This window comes from Spirosoma lituiforme (assembly GCF_054776635.1).
In genome coordinates, this window is the sequence record NZ_BAAHBO010000001.1 from 1,734,872 (window position 1) to 1,753,602 (window position 18,731).

Annotated in this window: 13 protein-coding genes; all 13 read left to right on the forward strand. The window is 51.2% G+C overall.

Annotated elements, in window-relative coordinates; genetic code table 11:
• Position 1: 1 nt before the first annotated feature.
• The 13 genes from ACYU87_RS07405 to ACYU87_RS07465 all read left to right on the forward strand — a co-directional run bounded on the left by ACYU87_RS07405 (position 2) and on the right by ACYU87_RS07465 (position 18,677).
• The gene (locus ACYU87_RS07405; RefSeq protein ID WP_461133387.1) at positions 2 to 1,180 is read left to right on the forward strand and encodes a glycosyltransferase family 4 protein; all 1,179 of its coding nucleotides are present in this window, start codon (positions 2 to 4) and stop codon (positions 1,178 to 1,180) included.
• Positions 1,177 to 2,448 carry an O-antigen ligase family protein gene (locus ACYU87_RS07410; protein ID WP_461133388.1) on the forward strand — a complete coding sequence of 424 codons (1,272 nt, stop codon included), beginning with the start codon at positions 1,177 to 1,179 and terminating at the stop codon, positions 2,446 to 2,448. The genes ACYU87_RS07405 and ACYU87_RS07410 overlap by 4 nt, the downstream gene beginning before the upstream one ends.
• Positions 2,445 to 3,329: a glycosyltransferase family 2 protein gene (locus tag ACYU87_RS07415; RefSeq protein ID WP_461133389.1), complete on the forward strand. Its 885-nt coding sequence runs from the start codon at positions 2,445 to 2,447 to the stop codon at positions 3,327 to 3,329. The genes ACYU87_RS07410 and ACYU87_RS07415 overlap by 4 nt, the downstream gene beginning before the upstream one ends.
• A gap of 9 nt (positions 3,330 to 3,338) precedes the next feature.
• Positions 3,339 to 4,607 carry a glycosyltransferase family 4 protein gene (locus ACYU87_RS07420; RefSeq protein WP_461133390.1) on the forward strand — a complete coding sequence of 423 codons (1,269 nt, stop codon included), beginning with the start codon at positions 3,339 to 3,341 and terminating at the stop codon, positions 4,605 to 4,607.
• A 54-nt stretch (positions 4,608 to 4,661) separates the two neighbouring features.
• On the forward strand, positions 4,662 to 5,549 hold the full coding sequence (locus tag ACYU87_RS07425; protein ID WP_461133391.1) for an aldo/keto reductase: 888 nt from the start codon (positions 4,662 to 4,664) through the stop codon (positions 5,547 to 5,549).
• Complete coding sequence (locus tag ACYU87_RS07430) at positions 5,546 to 7,210, forward strand: GMC oxidoreductase (RefSeq protein ID WP_461133392.1); 1,665 nt, start codon at positions 5,546 to 5,548, stop codon at positions 7,208 to 7,210. The genes ACYU87_RS07425 and ACYU87_RS07430 overlap by 4 nt, the downstream gene beginning before the upstream one ends.
• 89 nt (positions 7,211 to 7,299) lie before the next feature.
• On the forward strand, positions 7,300 to 8,568 hold the full coding sequence (locus tag ACYU87_RS07435) for a glycosyltransferase family 4 protein (RefSeq protein ID WP_461133393.1): 1,269 nt from the start codon (positions 7,300 to 7,302) through the stop codon (positions 8,566 to 8,568).
• A gap of 79 nt (positions 8,569 to 8,647) precedes the next feature.
• Entirely contained in the window at positions 8,648 to 9,898 is a 1,251-nt protein-coding gene (locus ACYU87_RS07440; protein ID WP_461133394.1) for a glycosyltransferase family 4 protein, read from the forward strand.
• Positions 9,899 to 9,943: 45 nt separating this feature from the next.
• Positions 9,944 to 11,527 (forward strand): hypothetical protein, encoded by a 1,584-nt coding sequence (locus tag ACYU87_RS07445; protein WP_461133395.1) that lies wholly within the window; start codon positions 9,944 to 9,946, stop codon positions 11,525 to 11,527.
• Positions 11,528 to 11,576: 49 nt separating this feature from the next.
• Positions 11,577 to 13,265: an IPT/TIG domain-containing protein gene (locus ACYU87_RS07450; RefSeq protein WP_461133396.1), complete on the forward strand. Its 1,689-nt coding sequence runs from the start codon at positions 11,577 to 11,579 to the stop codon at positions 13,263 to 13,265.
• Between the two features lie 232 nt (positions 13,266 to 13,497).
• On the forward strand, positions 13,498 to 14,337 hold the full coding sequence (locus ACYU87_RS07455; protein ID WP_461133397.1) for a LytTR family transcriptional regulator DNA-binding domain-containing protein: 840 nt from the start codon (positions 13,498 to 13,500) through the stop codon (positions 14,335 to 14,337).
• Positions 14,338 to 14,644: 307 nt separating this feature from the next.
• Positions 14,645 to 15,112 (forward strand): response regulator, encoded by a 468-nt coding sequence (locus ACYU87_RS07460; RefSeq protein WP_461133398.1) that lies wholly within the window; start codon positions 14,645 to 14,647, stop codon positions 15,110 to 15,112.
• 445 nt (positions 15,113 to 15,557) lie between these two features.
• Positions 15,558 to 18,677 (forward strand): right-handed parallel beta-helix repeat-containing protein, encoded by a 3,120-nt coding sequence (locus tag ACYU87_RS07465; protein WP_461133399.1) that lies wholly within the window; start codon positions 15,558 to 15,560, stop codon positions 18,675 to 18,677.
• The last annotated feature ends 54 nt before the right edge of the window (positions 18,678 to 18,731 follow it).

An 18,731-nucleotide genomic window follows, 5' to 3' on the forward strand; every position in this document is an offset into this window, starting at 1 on the left:
TATGAACGTGCTGATTGCCACCTACCTGGCTCCTACTTCACCTTCGGGCGTCGTTACCTCTACCCATGCACTCGTCAATGATTTGACCCGTGCCGGTGTCGATGTACATATGGTCGATGCAACGTCTACTCCCGTTATCTGGCGGAAGTGTCTGGGGGTGTTGAAACGGCTTATGCGGCCCCTGGGTGGTGCGTTCTATGTAGCTTATGATGAGTTCGCTTATTTCACGGGGGTCTATCTGTCTGTCCGCAACGTACGCCATCTCCACTACGACCTCATCCATGCCCAAGATGTCCGCTCGGGCGCAGCAGCCTGGCTGGCGCTGGGCAAACGGACACCAGTTGTGCTGACCTGTCATTTCAACGACGACCCCGTTTGTGAACTGGTTGGTACGCATGCCCTCAAACCAGGATTTACGAAGCAGCTCACCAGTTGGTACCGGTTTTTGTTCTCGTACGTAAAGAACTACCTGTTTGGGTCTGAGTACGCGTATATCAAATCGAAACACCTGCTGCCCGCCGACATCAATAAGCAGATTTTGCGGAACACGGTCCGGCTGGATTTACCAAGTAAATTAACTCAACCGCAACCCGACAAACCGGCTTCCGATAAGCTGATTATCTGCAACGTAGGGTATATTGACGAACGCAAGAATCAGCAACTTCTGCTGCACATTGGCTCTGAACTTCTACAGCGAGGCATCACCAATTTTGCGATCTGGCTGGTTGGTGACGGACCGAAACGAGCCGACTATACCCAGCTTAGTCAACAGCTGGGACTCACAGAGTATGTTACCTTTTACGGTCAGCAGAAAGCACCCTGGCAGTTGGTAGCCCAGAGCGATCTGTACATTCACACATCCCTGAATGACAATTGCCCCTACTCCCTCATTGAAGCGTTTGCGGTGGGTACCCCGGTGCTAGCGTTACCTGTCGGCGGTATACCGGAAATGGTTCCCGAGGGGGCGGGTCTGCTTCAGGAAACGAAAGTACCTGAATTGACCACCGAAATTCTTCGCTATTTCGATCCGGAGCAACGGCAGAAACTTGCCCATGTGCAGGCTGCCTATGCCGCCGTTGCCTTTAACCCACAGGCAAATCTGGAAAAATTGCTTTCTTTTTATCGGCACTTGATTGAGGAGCCAGCTCCTGCCGCTACACAACTAGCCCCCGTATCATGAAAATCTGGATCTATCGGATTGCCCTGTTCATGCTACTCTTCGGGCTGAGCGCACTGATCTACGGAGGTAATTCACTCAACCCTCTGTTCGACAAGGCAATTAGTGGCATTACCATGCTGAGTATCCTTTCGCTGCCCATTTTTTACTTCCGGCAACCACCTGTTTTTAAACTGGCGGCCTGGCTGGTGGGGCTCGGCGTTATTGGCCTGGTGCTGGAATCAAAATACGAATACGGGCAGTTTGTGTACTCTTATTTTGTTATTAAACGCTTTGCGTATTGTGGTCTGGCCCTGCTGGCCTATGCCGTAGCCGTGCAGGCAGGCCCACTGAAAATCCAGTGGCTTGTCTACATAATTTTCGTGTTCTACATCATCAACCAATTGGTGCTGGGGCAGATCTTCAGTTACAACCTCACCTCCGAAAGCCGCACGGTAATGTCGAACGAAGCGTTGTACCTGGTCATTCCATGCCTGTATTATTTGATGACGTTCATGAAGGGTCACCGGACTGTTTATCTGATACTCGTTTTGTTCACCTTCGCGCTCATCGTTTTCCTGCTGCACCGGTCCGTCATTTCAGCCGCTATCATAGGCATTGGCGCTGTGGCGGGGCTGTCAATGGTGGGAAAACTACCCGCGAGCAGTTTCCCTATGGGCCGCACAATGGGTACGTTTGCGATTCTGCTCATTCTACTGGCCCCGGCGCTGGCCATGATGCCGGGTAATAAAGTCAACGCGTTTCTGGAAAACATCGGGGGTATTCTCGATCCCAAAGAAGACAATACCGGAAGCTGGCGCCTTGAGCAGTCGGAATATTACCTGGGCCAGATTCCAGACAAACCAATGCTGGGCTGGCGCTACGAAGGCTACGACCGGGGCGAAATTATGGTAAATGAAGATTTCCCCGAGAAAGGCACCATCATTCACTCGCAGTACATCGACATGTTGTACAACTACGGCGCGGTTGGCCTGGCCATCAACCTGCTGATTATCCTCGGCACATTAACAGCAATGTACGTCCGAAACAGGACCTTCACGCTGGAGCAGACTGTTTTGTTCGGTTTCCTCTTCAGTGGATTGGTTTATGCCGTTTCGTATCAGTTGCCCGTATTCTTCTGGGGTTTTGTTGGACTGGGTATGTATTACGCCCGCAAACTTCCGGATGAAGATGAAGAAGAGCCCGATGAGTATACAACCCTAGACATCACCGAATCATCAGACACATCGCTGCACCCTTTCGTATCGATTAAAACTCAGAAAATAATATGATCAGCATCGTTATCCCTGTCCACAACCGCTTAGAATTTACCCGGCAATGCCTGGCGTGCCTGTCTGTACAGACGTACAAAAACTTTCAGATCATCGTGGTCGATGATGGCTCGACCGACGGAACCGACGTCATGATCAACCAGGAGTTTCCGGAGGTCATTGTGTTGAAAGGAGATGGTAACCTGTGGTGGACAGAAGCGACCAACTGGGGCATTCGGTACGCTCAGCGAAATCAGGACAAACGGCAGGATGATTTCGTCCTGACCCTAAACGACGATACCCGAGTGGCACCCGATTACCTGCAAACCATGCTGGATGCCTACCGGAAACACAAGCCCTGCCTGATTGGCTCGGTTAGTGTTGATAGCGATAACCCCGAAAAACTGGAATACGCCGGCGCTTCGTTTGAACTGTACACGGCTGGTGGCCGACACTTATCGGAAGACTACAACAGCAGCTACCGCGAGTTATCATCACGGACCTCGTACGTAGAGTCGCACTCGTTACCGGGCCGGGGAACGCTGATTCCAATGGAAGTTTTTGACAAGATCGGGCTGTTTGATTCGAAGAAATACATCCACTACATGTCTGACATCGAGTTTTCGGTGCGGGCACGGAAAGCGGGCTATCGACTCATTGTCAACGTACCCAGCGTAGTCTATGAATTTGTAAAAGCAACGGGTATTCAGGTTGAGCGTAAAGTGACGCTGAAGGAGTTCATCAACGGCTTCACATCAATCAAATCACCCACCAACCTGCGCGTTCGTTACAACTTCGCCATTGATCATTCCAAGACGAAAGCACTCTATTTCTGTTTCGACGTTGGTCGGATCTGCACGGGCTTTTTACTACGTAAAGTTCGGATTATGAAATCATTATAAGCTAAGGTTATGAAAAAAGTGCTGCTATCTGCCTACGCCTGTCTGCCCAACCACGGCTCCGAAGAGGGGACGGGATGGACGTATGCAACGACACTGAGCAGGAATGACCTGGCAGTGCATTGCCTGACCAAAAAGGATGGCGAAGCCGCAATCGATGCAATCCTAGACGACGGACAATTCCCGAATCTGACGGTGCACTACGTGCGGCTACCGGCCTGGGTCGATAAGTTCTGCGACTCCAACCTGATCGGTATGTATTTCCATTATATCCACTGGCAGTGGAGCGCCATGAAACTGGCGCGCAAACTAGATCGGCAGCACAACTTCGATATTGTACACCACGTTACCTACGGCAGCATTCAGTTGGGTAGTTTTCTGTACAAACTTCGCAAACCGTTCATTTTTGGGCCGGTTGGTGGCGGGCAGCGGGCACCCGAAAATATGAAACGGTATTTCGGCGCCTACTGGACGCGGGAATGGCTACGCGACTGGGTCGGCACGGTACTTCAGTATACCAACCCCGGCTTTTTTAAATCCGTACAAACGGCCGATCGGTTGGTGGTAACGAATCTGGATACGCACACACTGGCCAAAAAACTACGGCCTCATTTACCCATCGACCGGATATGGGATGCAGGTCTGAACTCAACGTTTTTGCCGGAGCAAGCCATTGACCATTATCCCGATGGTACCCTGAAGCTACTGTGGACCGGCCGGTTGCTACCCCGCAAAGCCCTCGAATTAACCATCCAGGCGCTGGGCCAGGTAGATCCCACTATCCCGGTTTCGCTGACTGTTGTTGGCGGAAAAGGCGAAATGGCTGAATTTGTGCCGCAGTATATTAAGCAATACGGCGTTAGCGACCGGGTCAACTGGGTGGGCCACGTGTCCTTTCAGGAAGTGAAGAATTACTACGAGCAGTCGGATGTCTTTTTCTTCACGAGCCTGCGCGATTCCTGTCCGCACCAATTGCTGGAAGCCATGGCGTACTCGCTACCCGTGGTTACGCTGGATCTGCACGGACAGGCCGAACTCGTTAACGACAGTACTGGCCTGCGTGTGCCCGTCATCAACGAAGAACAGGTTGTATCGGACCTAGCCCGCGCCATCGAATGGATGCACGCGCACCCCACCGAACGGATGGCGATGGGACAGGCCGGTTATTCGTTTGCTCAGTCGCAGTTATGGGAAACGAAGATTCGTACGTTCATTGATGAACTGTATCCGGCCGTACTGGCGAAGCCGGTTGTCGATTCGCCCGCTCTCAAAAGAGGGTAGCGAACACTATTGCGCCTTAGTTACTCAACGATTAATCTGTAAAAACTTCTCAACATGATTACCCTGGATAAACTGTCATCCTTCGGGATTGGAACAAGTCGGGCAGCATCGCTGGGAAGTCGGCTTACCCCAGACTTTTTTGCCAGTCTCCTTCGTCTGGCCTCCGAACAAGACGTCAATCTGATTGACACGGCTGATTTTTACGGATCGGGCGATTCGGAACGGCTGATTTCTAAAACACTACGCACCACGGGGCTTCCTTTCTTCGTTATGACAAAGGCCGGTCTTCCGCGGGTACACGCTCCCGGCTGGCTCTCTCCGCTTAACCAGATCGGCAAAAAGATCATCCAGCGGGCGGGTGCCAAAAACAACTACACTGCAGCGTATCTGATTGACAGTGTTCAGAAAAGCAACAGGCGTTTGCAGGTCGAGGCCGCCGACGCTTTGTTGCTCCACGAACCCAACTGGAGCGACATTGCCGATGCCGACTCCTGGGATGGTCTGGCCAAAATAAGACAGCAGGGGTTGGCCCGATACACCGGCGTATCCTCGAATGACTACAAAGTTGTCGAAGAAGGCATTCGCAGCGGGCAGGTTCAACTGGTGCAAACGGCTACGGCCTGGCAGGCCGATGGCACGTACTCCATTTCCGATCTCTGCCGAAGACACAATATTCCGGTGGTGGGCAACCAGGCGTTAAGTCCGTTAAAAACGCTCAGGGAAAAGTTTGCGCAGCACACAGCGGCTATTCATCAACTGGATGGGCTGGCCGATATGTCTTTGCCTCAATTCTTGCTGGCCTCTTTACTGGCCGACAAGAAAGCCAATTCCGTGCTGTTCGGCACCAGCGACCTAACGCACCTGGCGCACAATATTGCGTCGCAACGCTATGTTGCTGCGTTGCCACCCTCCTTACCGAGGCTAACCCAACTCCTGTCATGATCGTCACTAAAAACACGTTTCAGCCAGGGCAAATACTCGACGCTGACCTTTGCATAATCGGTAGTGGCCCGGCCGCCATATCCATGGCCCTGAGCCTGGATGGCCTGCCTCTTTCCGTCATGTTACTGACGGGCGGCAGCTGGACCGAAACCATTGCCAATCAGGATTTATACCGGGGCGGTGTTTTTCCGGCGGGCTCACACGAGCCATTGGAAGAAAACCGTCGTCGCCAGTTTGGGGGCACTTCGTCGGCCTGGGGCGGACGCTGCATTCCTTTCGAACCTATTGATTTCAAAACCCGCTCGTGGGTGCCCGATAGCGGCTGGCCCATTACCTACGACGACCTGCTGCCTTATTACGAGAAAGCTGCCGAACTGTGTGAAATCGGTCGGTTTGAATACAATGCCCAGAAAGCGTTTCCCGAAAACAGGCAGGAAATTCTGGAAGGTATGGATTCCGAAGAGCTTGTTTCGTATGCGCTGGAGCGGTGGAGTCCGCCCGTTCATTTTGGCAAAACCTACCAGGCAACCCTGGAAAACAGCACTAACATTCAGGTGTTGATGGATGCCCACGTGCTGAGTCTGCAAACCCAGGATAGTACCGATCAGGTTAGCCATGCCGATGTATCGATAAATGGCATGCGCCTGTCCGTTCGGGCCCGGCGCTTTGTGCTGGCGGCTGGCGGTATCGAAAACGCCCGGCTGTTGCTGAACTCAACGAGCGAGCAGGCACCGACGGGTCTGGGCAATCAGAACGACAATGTCGGCCGTTACTACATGGTTCACCTGAGTGGCGTCTTCGCCGAGGTGAAACTCCACGACAAACAGAAGCTGATGGCCGATTTCGAGCGGGATGCCGGTGGCGTTTACTGCCGTCGGCGCTGGTGGTTTCCGGAACCCGTTCAGAAGGCCAGCAAGCTGCTGAACAGCATTTTCTTTCTGTATCATCCCAACACCACAAATGGGCACCGGGATGTACTGTTTTCGTCCCGGTTTGTAGCGAGATCGGTTATGTCGATCCTGAGTGAAAAATCGGTAGGCGGCTCCATGCGGAAGGCGAAACAACTCATGCCGGCTTTGCGGGAACATACGACGAACATCGCAAAAAATGGCTTGTCAGAAGTACCCGATCTGATTCAACTCAGCATCAAGCGGATGGCTAAACGTCGGCTACCATACCTGTTGCCCTCAAAGCGTAACGACTACTGGGGGCTATACTTCCAGGCGGAGCAGGCGCCGAACCGGGAAAGCCGGGTGTCTTTATCCAGCACCCAACTCGACGCCTTTGGCGTGCCCCGGGCAGAGGTAAGGCTGGCTTTTCTGGACGCGGACATCGACTCGATTGTTAACGCACATACGTTGTTCATTAACCGGTTTAAAAGCCAAGATCTGGGCGAAGTGCGCTACAGTGAACTGGGCCTGCGGAATTACCTGCGCGACTTAGCCAAAACGTTCAATTCTGCATCGCACCAGATCGGAACCACCCGCATGTCGGACGATCCGAAAACTGGTGTTGTGGATAGAAACGCCAAAGTGTATGGGCTGGACAACCTGTATGTAGCGGGCTCCTCGGTATTTCCGACGGGCGGCCATGCTAACCCAACCCTAACCATTATTGCCCACGCACTTTTATTAGCCAACTACTTAAAAAACAACCCTTGATTATACTACACCGGTAACCTGAGCTGGTCATTCAGCATATGCCCGGACTGATGGTGCCGATTGTCTTTCTTATCCCTTTTGACCCAGTTATGAAAAAAGTATTGGTTTCCGCTTATGCCTGTATTCCGGACCTCGGTTCTGAAGAGGGGAATGGGTGGTTTTATTCATCCTTAATCAGCCAACAGGGCTACCAAGTTCTGTGCCTGACCCGCGATGTTGGCAAACGCCAGATCGAACAGAAACTAGCCCAAAACCAATACCCGAACCTGACCTTTGCGTACGTCACCTTACCCCGCTGGATTGACAAACCCTATTCGTTCGGCCTTCTGGGCATGTATTTTCATTACATCCTGTGGCAATGGGCGGCCATGCGGATGGCGCAGAAATTACACAAGGAGAACCCGTTCGATTTGGTACACCACGTCAGCTATACGAGTCTTCAGTTGGGGAGTTTTATGTATAAACTCAAGATTCCATTTATATACGGACCCGTTGGTGGCGGGCAGGAAGCGCCCAAATCAATGCGCCATTATTTCAAGGATAACTGGGTGAAAGAACGGATGCGATCGTGGGTTAGTAATGGTATGCTTCGCTTCAATCCCGGTTGTTACCAGTCGGTCCGGTATGCCGATTATGTACTGGCCTGGAATGAGGATACCCGGCGAATGATTCAGTCATTGGGACGAACTAAACAGGTTGAAAAGGAATTCGGCGGGGTTGGCAAGCATTTTATTCCCTCGGAGCCCATTCACCGACCTGCGCACGATTCGCTGGAACTGGTCTGGGTAGGTCGCCTGATGCCGCGCAAAGCGCTCGAACTGTCTTTGCACGGATTCAGCCAGGTAGACGCGCAGCTGCCTATTCGATTAACGATTGTGGGTGATGGCGAAATGGGTCAATACGTACCCGAATACATTGCCAAGTACAAGCTGGAAAACCGGGTGAACTGGGTTGGTAAAGTAAACTACGAGCAGGTGAAGGAGTATTACCGAAAAGCAGATGTTTTTCTGTTCACCAGCCTGCGCGACACGGGGCCCGCTCAGTTGATGGAAGCCATGGGCTACTCGCTCCCGGTGGTTACCCTCGACTTACACGGGCAAGCCGAGTTAGTAAGCGATCACACGGGTATCCGGGTGCCCGTTACGGAGCCGGAAGCCGTTGCCGCTGGCCTGGGAAAAGCCATTACCTGGATGTACCACAATGAATCAAAACGAATCGAGATGGGCCTGAACGCCTTCCGGTTCGCGCAGCAGCAGCGGTGGGAACTGAAGATTGATCACATAACCCAAAAATACTACAGTCCGCTCCTCGAACAGGGTGTCGGGCTGGCAGTTGCGATGAGCAACTTTATTGATTGATTACCTCAAGCTCGGATAACTCATGGCATTCGGGTGATCGAATACGGATCTATCGACCCAACTAAACGAAATTAATCCAATGTATATCAGCATTTTAGGCTCCATTGCCACCGACGATCTGCTGTCAGAAAGTGCCCGACAAAAACTGGGTGTCTATCCTAAAGGGCAGGCTGGCGCTCCCCTGATCAGTAATCTCATCAAGGAATACTTGGTACGCGATCATAAAGTACTGGCCGTTACGCAGGACGATAAACTGGCTGACGATGAACCGCCTTTCGTGTACGAAGATCAGCAACTGACGTACGTCATTGTTCCCCGAAGGAAACACACGTTTCGGCCCAATGGCAAACGGCCCGGTCGGACCGCCGATTTTTTTAGCTTTGAGCGGGCTCAGTTACTGGCCGTTCTTCGGCAATACAAACCAGACGTGGTGCATGCCCACTGGACCTATGAATACGCTATGGCGGCCCTGTCGTATACGCCCGATGCGGTGATTACGGTACATGACAACGCCCGCATTATTTTCAACTATGTCCGTACCCTGAATCGTTTTTTCCACCTGCTGCTGGCCCGCTATGTTTTCCAGAAAGGCCGGCGGTTTACAGCTGTGTCGCCCTACATGGCGGCAACGGTGCAAAAGTGGACATCTGCCCCGGTTGCGGTAGTACCCAACCCCGTGCCAATGCCCGCCAAACAGACTACGTCTTCCAGGCCGAAAACACCGATCATCAGCATGGTGGTCAACGGGTGGGATGACCGGAAAAACAGTAAAAATGCGTTGCTGGCGTTCAAGGGTATCCAGCAGGTGCACCGGAACGCTGTGCTCTGGGCTTTTGGAACAGCCTTCGAACCGGGAGCCGAAGCCGAGGCTTTTTGCCGGGAGCATCAGATTCCGAACGTGGTACTTCACGGCATGACACCTTACGTCGACGTGCTGAAAAAAGTATCGCAAAGCTCGTTGCTGCTGCATGCTTCCCTCGAAGAATCCTTTGGCATGGTACTCGCCGAAGCCATGAGTTATGGGGTGCCGGTCGTAGCCGGAAAAGATAGTGGAGCGGTTGCCTGGGTAGTGGAAGATGGCGGCTTGCTGGTAGACGTGACTAAGGTAGAAGAGATGGTTGGCGCCGTCGATACCCTCTTGTCTGACTCCACTCTTTACGAACAATGTTCAGCGAATGCCATTCGGGTGGTTGAAACCCGCTTTCCCGTTGAGCGCATTGCCGAACAGTTTCTGGTGCTATACCCGGCTCAACAGGCCAACCCGGCAACTACCGAACACGCCAAGTCGGCGCCCAATCAGTTGAGTCTCGATTCAGCTTACAAAAATTAGGTTATAGCGAAAAAGCAAGTTGGTTATCGTTTACCCGTAACGCCTATGAATCAGCAAAAACAAAACACCCGATTACTAAGCGTTGCTTTGCTGCTTATTCTTTCAGTCAGTCTGATCACCTCGTTATTTTTCAAGGACAAGTGGCTGTGGATGGATGAAGTATTAAGCTACTTATTGGTTTCTGATCCATCGATTGTTCACATGAACGATGCGGTAGTGAGTGGTATGGATGCCAATCCGCCCCTCTTCGCAAACGTTTACTGGCTCATCGGGCACACGATCAGTTTAGATCCGCAATTTTTACGGGCGGTGTCGGTTGTTCTTTTTGCCCTTACCTGTGCGCTGTTTTACCGGTACATGACCACCCTGATTGGTACAGCCATCACGAACTTCGTTCTCATCACGTTGATTCTCAGCCTGACCTATCTAAACTTCACGCTGGCCACTCAAATCCGTACCTACTCGCTTTTCCTGCTTATTGGCTTCGGGTATTTTGTGGTACTTCAACGGTTGGTCAGTTCACCGAATCAGCTCAGGCTGTTAGTACCCTTCTGTCTGCTGGGCCTGCTACTGCTGTTCACGCACAGTTTTGGTCTGTTCTACGCAACGGCGTCGGGCGCTTTCTTCGCGGGCCTGTTTCTCTGGTCGAAAGACCGGCGTTACCTGCTTGTACTGGGTGCGCACGCCCTGGTTCTGGCCGTCTGGCTGTTGATCTGGTACCCTAGTTTTGCCATTCAGAGCGAAGCCGGGAAGCCTCACTCCTGGATTCCCTTACCAACGTTTTCTTCGTTTTTCACCATTGTTGGTGAGTTGGTTCCAACGGTATCCTCCAGTCTGGAGCGTCGTTCGTTTTTCCAATGGTTGCCCATTTTTCGGTTCCTGCTCATTGCCGGGCTGTGGCTTTACATTGCCCTGCCCCGCCTGCGAAACAATCGCTTTCAGGAGCTTGTCCGCGACCAGGCGTTTATGTTTTACCTGATGGCTGGCTTTGTGTATCTGGCAACCATAGGCATTACGGTAGTGATATCGCTCAGCTTCCGTTCAGTGTTTATCAGTCGCTATTTGTGGCCGAGCCACCTGTTGTTGATTTACCAACTCGTATACGCCTTCTATTTCTTCCGCAGTCGGTGGTCGATTCGGTTAAGCGGCATGGCCCTATCAGTAAGGCTTTTACCGGTTTACATGGGGTTGGTAGCCGCGTTTATTTTTTACCAGAACCGCAAAGTAGTCCTTTTTCCCAGCGGAGTTATGAGCTACCTGCCCCAGTTGGATAAGCACTATCCGGTTTTCGTAGAAACCGCCGATTACTTCCTGCCTATCTGGTTCCACGACAAAACGACCAAAGTTCGCTACTTGCTGGACTGGGACACCGCTGCTCGGGAAACGAACATACTAAGCGCAACGGTAGAGCATAACATCCTGAAATCAGTACGGGAGAAATACCACGTCAACGATATCCTGACGAAGCAGGATTTTAACCTGGCCAACGTGCCTCACTTCTACGTCGTTGACGAAAGCAGCATTTATCAGATCGAAGATTTTATCAAAAATGGTAAAGTTCAGGTCATTCGTGAATTACCCATTGATATTGCCGGGCATCGTCTTTTAGAGTGTAAACTCCGCTCCTGACCGCTGTTCTTTTCTCAGTAACTACAGTTTAACCAAATGACAACGTGCTATGAAATATGTAAAACAATTCTCGACCGGCCTGCTCTTACTGGTTGCGCTGATGGTGATTATCGCTTCCTGTAAAAAAGCGCCTGTCGATGATCCAACACCGCAGCCCGCTACCACGGCAATAACCACCATTAGCCCGGCCACGGCGCCCGTGGGCAGTACCATCGTTATTACGGGGACAAATTTCAGCACAGACCCGGCCAGCAACACGGTTACCATCGGGGGTGTAACAGCCACTGTCGTATCGGCATCATCGACCCAACTCGTGGTTGTCGTACCAACGGGTGCGGCCAGTGGTCCGGTTTCGGTAACGGCCGGTGGACAAACGGCGCAGAGTCAGGCAACATTCACGGTGGCGATTCCATCGCTCAAGCCGGTAAAAGAAGTACAGGGAACCATCTTCGCGAATGTGACCTGGAGTAAAGACACCGTTTATCAGCTCCGGGGAATGGTTTATATCCCGCAAAACTATACCCTGACCATTGGCGCGGGCACTGTCATTAAAGGCTCAGGCCCCGAACTGGATCCGCAGGGTACCAGCATGGCGGGTACGCTTGTCATTGAACGTCGCGGAGCCATCCGGGCACAGGGCACAGCCGCAGCTCCTATCGTATTTACATCGGCAAAAGCCGCTGGTCAACGGGCACCCGGCGACTGGGGAGGATTGGTTCTGGTCGGTAAATCACCAATTAATAAAGCAGGAACGACGGCTAATCCAAATGGCGTTCGCGGCACGGTAGAAACGTATGGCGAGCCCGCCGACAACTCCGGTACGCTGCAGTACGTGCGTATCGAGTACGCCGGGGCCGTTCAGCCAACTTCTCCGGCTACCCGGCTGGCTGGCCTGACGCTCATTGGCGTTGGTACAGGTACCACCATCGATCATATTCAGGTTTCGTATAGTGGCAGCGATGCGTTCTCGTGGTTTGGCGGCACGGCCAGAGCCAAAAACCTGTTCGCCTACCGCACTACCGACGATGACTGGAGTATCGACTGGGGGTTTGTCGGTAATACTCAGTTCGGTGTATCGCTACGCGATCCGGCGGTGGGTAGCTCAACGGGCTCGAACGGGTTTGAAGTTGAAAGCTACCAGGCGGCCGAGACAGCAGACATTACGCCTGTCGTTGCCATCAACGGGTATACCCAGACCGCGCCAACGTTTGCCAACATAAGCAACTTTGCCTTTAATACCACGCCAACCACAGGGCTCTATCAGGCTGGTATGTACTTGCAGCGTAACACCGCGATCAACATTTACAACTCCCTGTTCTATGGCTACCCGGAAGGTTTGCATCTCGCCGGATCAACGGTGGGCTCAACGGCTAACCTAACCAGCGGTACACTGGATCTAAAAGGTATCGTACTGGCCAACGTACTGACGCCGATAGTAGGCGCGGGAGCTATTACAACCGATCTGGCTACGGCGTACTTCACGACCAGTACGCGGTCTAACCAGATTGTTCAGTCATCGGATCTGGCATCGCTGTTGCTGCGGGGCGAAACCTTTAGCCTGAGTGCTCCTAACTTCCTGCCACAAACGGGTTCTCCCCTACTATCCGGTGCGGTAAAAACGGATAAAGTGGCGCACTCTTTCTTCACCGCAGTAGACTACCGGGGTGCTTTCGGTACGGATAACTGGACGAATGGCTGGACAGATACCAACCCACAGGCTAAGGACTACGACCGTTAGCTCACTAAATAACACGCAATAAATCCTGGCCGGTTGTCTTCAGAGGCACCGTGCCGTATGAATAGGAAGAACAAAATTCCTCCTATTCATACGGAGCCAGGGTTCGCTGAATGCCAGATACCATACAGTGAGCATGAGCAATAAAGAATTTATTGTCTAGTAAACCTATATGATTACATATTCATATTAAAAGCACCTTGAAGCGACTACCTATCTCAACGTATTTATTGTTATGAGCGTCATTAAACCTGCCTTACAGTACCCGGAACTGATAACCCATCTGTCGGGGGCGAACAATTATTGTTGGCTTCACTTTCGGAATGGCGAAAAAAAATTGCTGGCCAAACCGATCAGTTACCTGGAGTGCGAACTACCCGGCTTTATCCGGGCTCACAAAACTGTCCTTATCAATCCGGAGTATGTAAAAAGTTTACATCAGCCGCCCCGCCAGAAAATGGCCGGCGAAATTCAGTTGAACAACGGGCTCTCTTTTCCTGTTAGCCGCCGACGCTGGAATCAGGTAGTGGATGCACTGGCGTATCGCATCTCGCCGATTTCCAGTAAAAATGTTGCTGACTTTCCGGGCAGCGCTGGCTCATCCACAACTCCAGGCCCGGATGCAGCCATGCCGGAGAAATCTATTTTGCTCGTTACCGACGACGAAGCCAGCGCGTTGTCGGTGGGGCAGACTATTGAAAAAAAATGGCCGATTTACCGATTCCATAGTACCAGTCAGGCCAATCACCTGCCTGATTTGCTAATGGGTGTTTCGGAAGAAGAGTACCCGGCTCTGTTGATTCTGGATGCCCGCACCACCACGCTTGAGCGTCTGCATACCTTACAGAAGCTCAAGCAACATCCTCAATTATGCCGGTTACCTATCATTCTACTGGTTTCCCCAACGGATAGTCTGGTCACGGATGGCTATCGTCGGCAGGCAAACTCCGTCATTTCGCTCCAGGATGGATACATTACGTTTGCGCAAACGATTGAGCGGGTTTGCCAGTTCTGGCTATTGACGGCCGCTTTGCCGGGCGTTACTAAACCGGCGGCCACTGATGAAGTGAAGTAAGTTCGTTCTGCCCGAAGATGGCGCACCTCACCTGAACCAAAAGGGCATGGAAAGGAGCACATTCCACCGGCGTTACTAAAAATTCCAGTATTTACAGATTCGCCTTACAGCGGCCTAAAAAACGGACTATTGTTTGCTGACCGTGCCGCTATAGACAATGTCGGTAATTTGTCGCTCGGAGAAACGAATTCGTACGATAAGTATCTGGTGAATAGGATACGAAATCATTCCGGGTACGTAGGTAGGCGCTCTCTTTGTGAGTATATTTGATAAAAGTAAACTAGTTGAGTTTTTTATTTTGGCCTGTATGACAAAGTTACCCGCTACGAAACGTCGAAAATTACCCAGAATTCCGATTCTAGTCGTTGAGGATAACGCTGATCAGTGGCTTATTATCCGTTCTGCCCTCGCCCAGTGTTTTCCGGAGGTAGAACCTATATGGATGAATAACAATACGCAGGTAGTACATTATCTGGAAAGCTGTTTATCCGACGATAAACAATTACCCCGATTGGTAATCAGTGATTTGTATTTACCGCGTAGGGAAGACGGTTTTTCTCTACTGGAATTCATTAAAGGACACGACGTTTTCCGGCAATTACCCGTTGTGATATTGAGTAATTCGGAAGATCACAAGGACATTGAAAAATCGTACGCGCTTAGTATTGCCTCCTATATTGTTAAGCCGGTTACGTATCATCAATGGCTTAATTGTTTTTATACATTCAGACGTTACTGGCTGGAAGCCGTTAGTTTACCGGCCTACGTGGCTTGAGTTTTTCTGTGCGTTTCAGGTATTATTTTCGGTGAAAAGAGCGTAGATAAAAACGTGAGTGACCAACCTGAACGGCTCAGTTTTTCACGGATAAATGAATAAAAAAATAGGCACCAATACCCGGTTTGCACCGGCTGTTGGTGCCTATTTTTCACATACGACTACTTTGACTGTAAAGCCGCTAAATTTTAATCTATTAAACGGCAAAGTATTTATAATAAAAGAAACAATAAATAGAACATCTACGTACATTTATTTCTTCTCACAAGTTAATCAACCAACAGACTAACGGTTGATTTTGTGAAACGGGCCAGACCGTAATAGTCGCACACATCTACCTTCCTGCTAATTCCGGGGCATTAATCCATATTCCTTTAAGCGAATGGGATAAAGTCAATTATTCTATTCATAAGTCAATACCATGTACTCAACAATAAAGAAACTTTTGTCCTATTGTTTAACCCTTGCTGCCTTTTCCAATCCATTCGTTGACAGCCTAGCGCAGACCACTTATTATGTAGCTAATTTGGGTAACGATACCAACAGTGGTCGCTCGAATGCGGCTCCGTTGCGGAGTTTGGCACGGGTCAGCCAGTTAACTTTGCAGGCAGGCGATTCCGTTCTGTTTCGGCGGGGCGATACGTTCAGCGGTACGTTATCAATTCGTCAATCAGGAACGGCAGCCAAGCCTATTTTTATTGGCGCTTATGGCTACGGAACCAAACCAACGCTTACGGGGGGCGTGCCGGTTAAAAAATGGTCCAATGTGGGTAATAATCGGTGGCAGGCTTCCTGTCCCGACTGCGGAGACCGGATAACGGGCGTTTACAAAAATGGTCTTTCCCTGCCGCTGGGCCGGTATCCGAATCCAGACGCGCCAAACCGAGGTTTTCTCACCGTTCAGACCCATACGGGAGCAACTCAATTGACCAGCCAGCAAACCTTAACAACGGACTGGACCGGCGCTGAAGTCGTACTTTTTCCAACCTACTGGATCATTGATCGGGCTACCATAACGAAGCAGACTGGCAATACGCTAACGGTCAACAATGCATCGACCTATACCCTTACCGACAATTGGGGCTTTCTGATCCAGAACCATCCGGCTACACTCGATCAACCCGGCGAGTGGTATTATAATCCGGCTAATCAGACCATACTGCTCTATTCGGATAACGGTAACCCAAACAGTCAGGCGATTACCGCAACGGCTTACGACCGCAGCATTGATATTGCCAATTCGGCGTTCATAACCATCAAAAACCTGGCTATTGCCGAAGCCAAACACGAGAACTTATTGGCCAATAACGTCTCCAATCTAGTCTTGACAGATAACACGTTTACCCGAGCGGGCGAGAACGGGATCGTCCTCAATGGGTCTGGTACTAATATTCTGGTTGAGAACAACAGCCTTTCACACATCAACAATAACGGGGTGTACGTTGGCAGTTACCAGAACGTTACCTTCCGGAAAAATACCATTCGGGATGTTGGTGTTCTGCCCAATCGCGGAAAAAGCGGGGATGGGCAGTTTACCGCTTTTCAATCCTTTGCCACCCAGAACACCCTCATTGAGAACAATGTGATTGATAGCGTCGGTTACATTGGTCTGTCGGTGTTCAGCAACAGCACAATCCGGCAAAATCTGATCAGTAATTTTTGCATGGCAAAGAGTGATGGCGGTGGTATTTACCTCTGGAACGGCGCCCAGTTACCGTTACGCAACATTCAGATTCAGTCGAATATCATCCAGAAAGGCATTGGTACGCTAGGGCCGCTATCGGCCACAGACTACAGTGGTGCGCATGGGGTCTTCCTGGACGATTGCGTTGAGTCAGTCACGATGACCGACAATACTATTACCGATTGTCATGGGCTGGGCATTTACCTGCACGCGGTCAACCACGTGAACCTGACCCGAAATACGTCCTTCAACAATGTGGTTGGTCAACTTATTCTGTATAATTACGATGCTCCCTGCCTGCCGCGCAACAACATCCTGAAGCAGAATAGCCTGGTTGCCAAAACGGCGAACCAGGCGGTAGTGGGCTACATATCTGGTGCAAACGATTTAAGTAGCTTTGGCCAGATGACGCAGAATTACTACGCCCGCCCGTTTAATGACGCCTTCACAATACGGGCCGTTTATAACCGGAACGTTGTCGGCGATTTGAATCTAAAGCAGTGGCAAGCGCAGGTTGGTCAGGATATCACCTCAAAAAGTAGCCCGATAACCTATAAAGATTACCGGGTGAAGAGCTTGACAAACATAAATCTCCTGGCCAACTCGTTTACCACAACGAACGAAGGCTGGACAACCTGGAGCCCATACAACAACGGGCAGGCTAAATGGACGAGCACAGGCGCTCTCGAAGGGGGTAGCCTGCAATTGGGCTTTTCTGCCTCCTCCGGTCATGCCGACTCGTATGTGCTGGCCTACAGGAATATCAAAGCCATCACCAAATCAAAAACGTATCTGCTCCGATTTGAGGCCAGGTCACCGGCCCTGAAGAAAATCGTCGTTTTTATCCGGCAGCAGAACAGTCCCTATCAGGATTTGAGCCGTCGGTATGAGTTGCTGGTGGAACCAACCAGGAAGAGTTACGAATTTGCGTTGACGGCACTCGCCAATGAACCCAACGCGCTGCTGACGGTTCAGCTACAGGAAGACAATCAGTCGGTTTGGCTGGATAATGTTTCGCTACAGGAGGCAAGCATTGAGTCGGTTGATCCCAATGAGTTAATCAAACTTGTTTATAATCCAACGCTAAGAGACAGCGTAGTTACAGTCAGCAGCCCCTACCGGGATGTCAAAAATCGCTATTACGCCAGACAGATTCTCTTAAAACCCTTCTCGTCGGCGGTTTTACTACGCGACTCCTTACCACCGGTTGACGTCAGTCTGACGCTGAAGGCAGACCGTACATCGGTTAAACCAGGCGATGTAGTATCGTTCTCGCTTTCCCTGCACAATGAATCCACATCGCGCGGCAAAACACCCAGTCAGGTGCAGTGGTCCTGCCAACTACCGACCTCGTTGACAATGGTAAACCCGCTCGCGTTGGCTCCTGGTGACAGTCTGCTGCGAGGAACCGTCCAGCAATTACTGACGGACACTACCATCGTATTTCGTATGAGAGCAACCGCTACCGGCAGCTTTACTCTGAGGGCCCAGGTAACGGCCTCAACCTATGCCGATCCTGATAGTACGCCGGACTCTGGCACCGACGACGGCGAAGACGACAGAGCCACCGTTAGTCTGGTAGTTCGCCAACTGACCGATACGAACGTGGTTACGGCTGTTGACTCCCCACCCGACGGAGTGAAGCACCTGGTTTATCCTAACCCAAGCAATCATGAGTTTTCGTTCGTTGCGGAAGCGGATATAACCTCCGTTCGGTTATCAGATATGCTGGGCCGCGAATGTTTTCGTTTGGACGCCATCCGACGGGACCAGCTCATTCAGTTTGGGCAAAACGTATCCGCTGGTTATTACCTGCTGTCTATTCAGTACAGAACGGGTGAACAACGAACGGTCAAACTGGTGAAGCTGGCTAGCCTATAACTCCAGCTATTTCCGTGGCCCGTGAGGACACGGGCCACGGAAACGGCACAAACC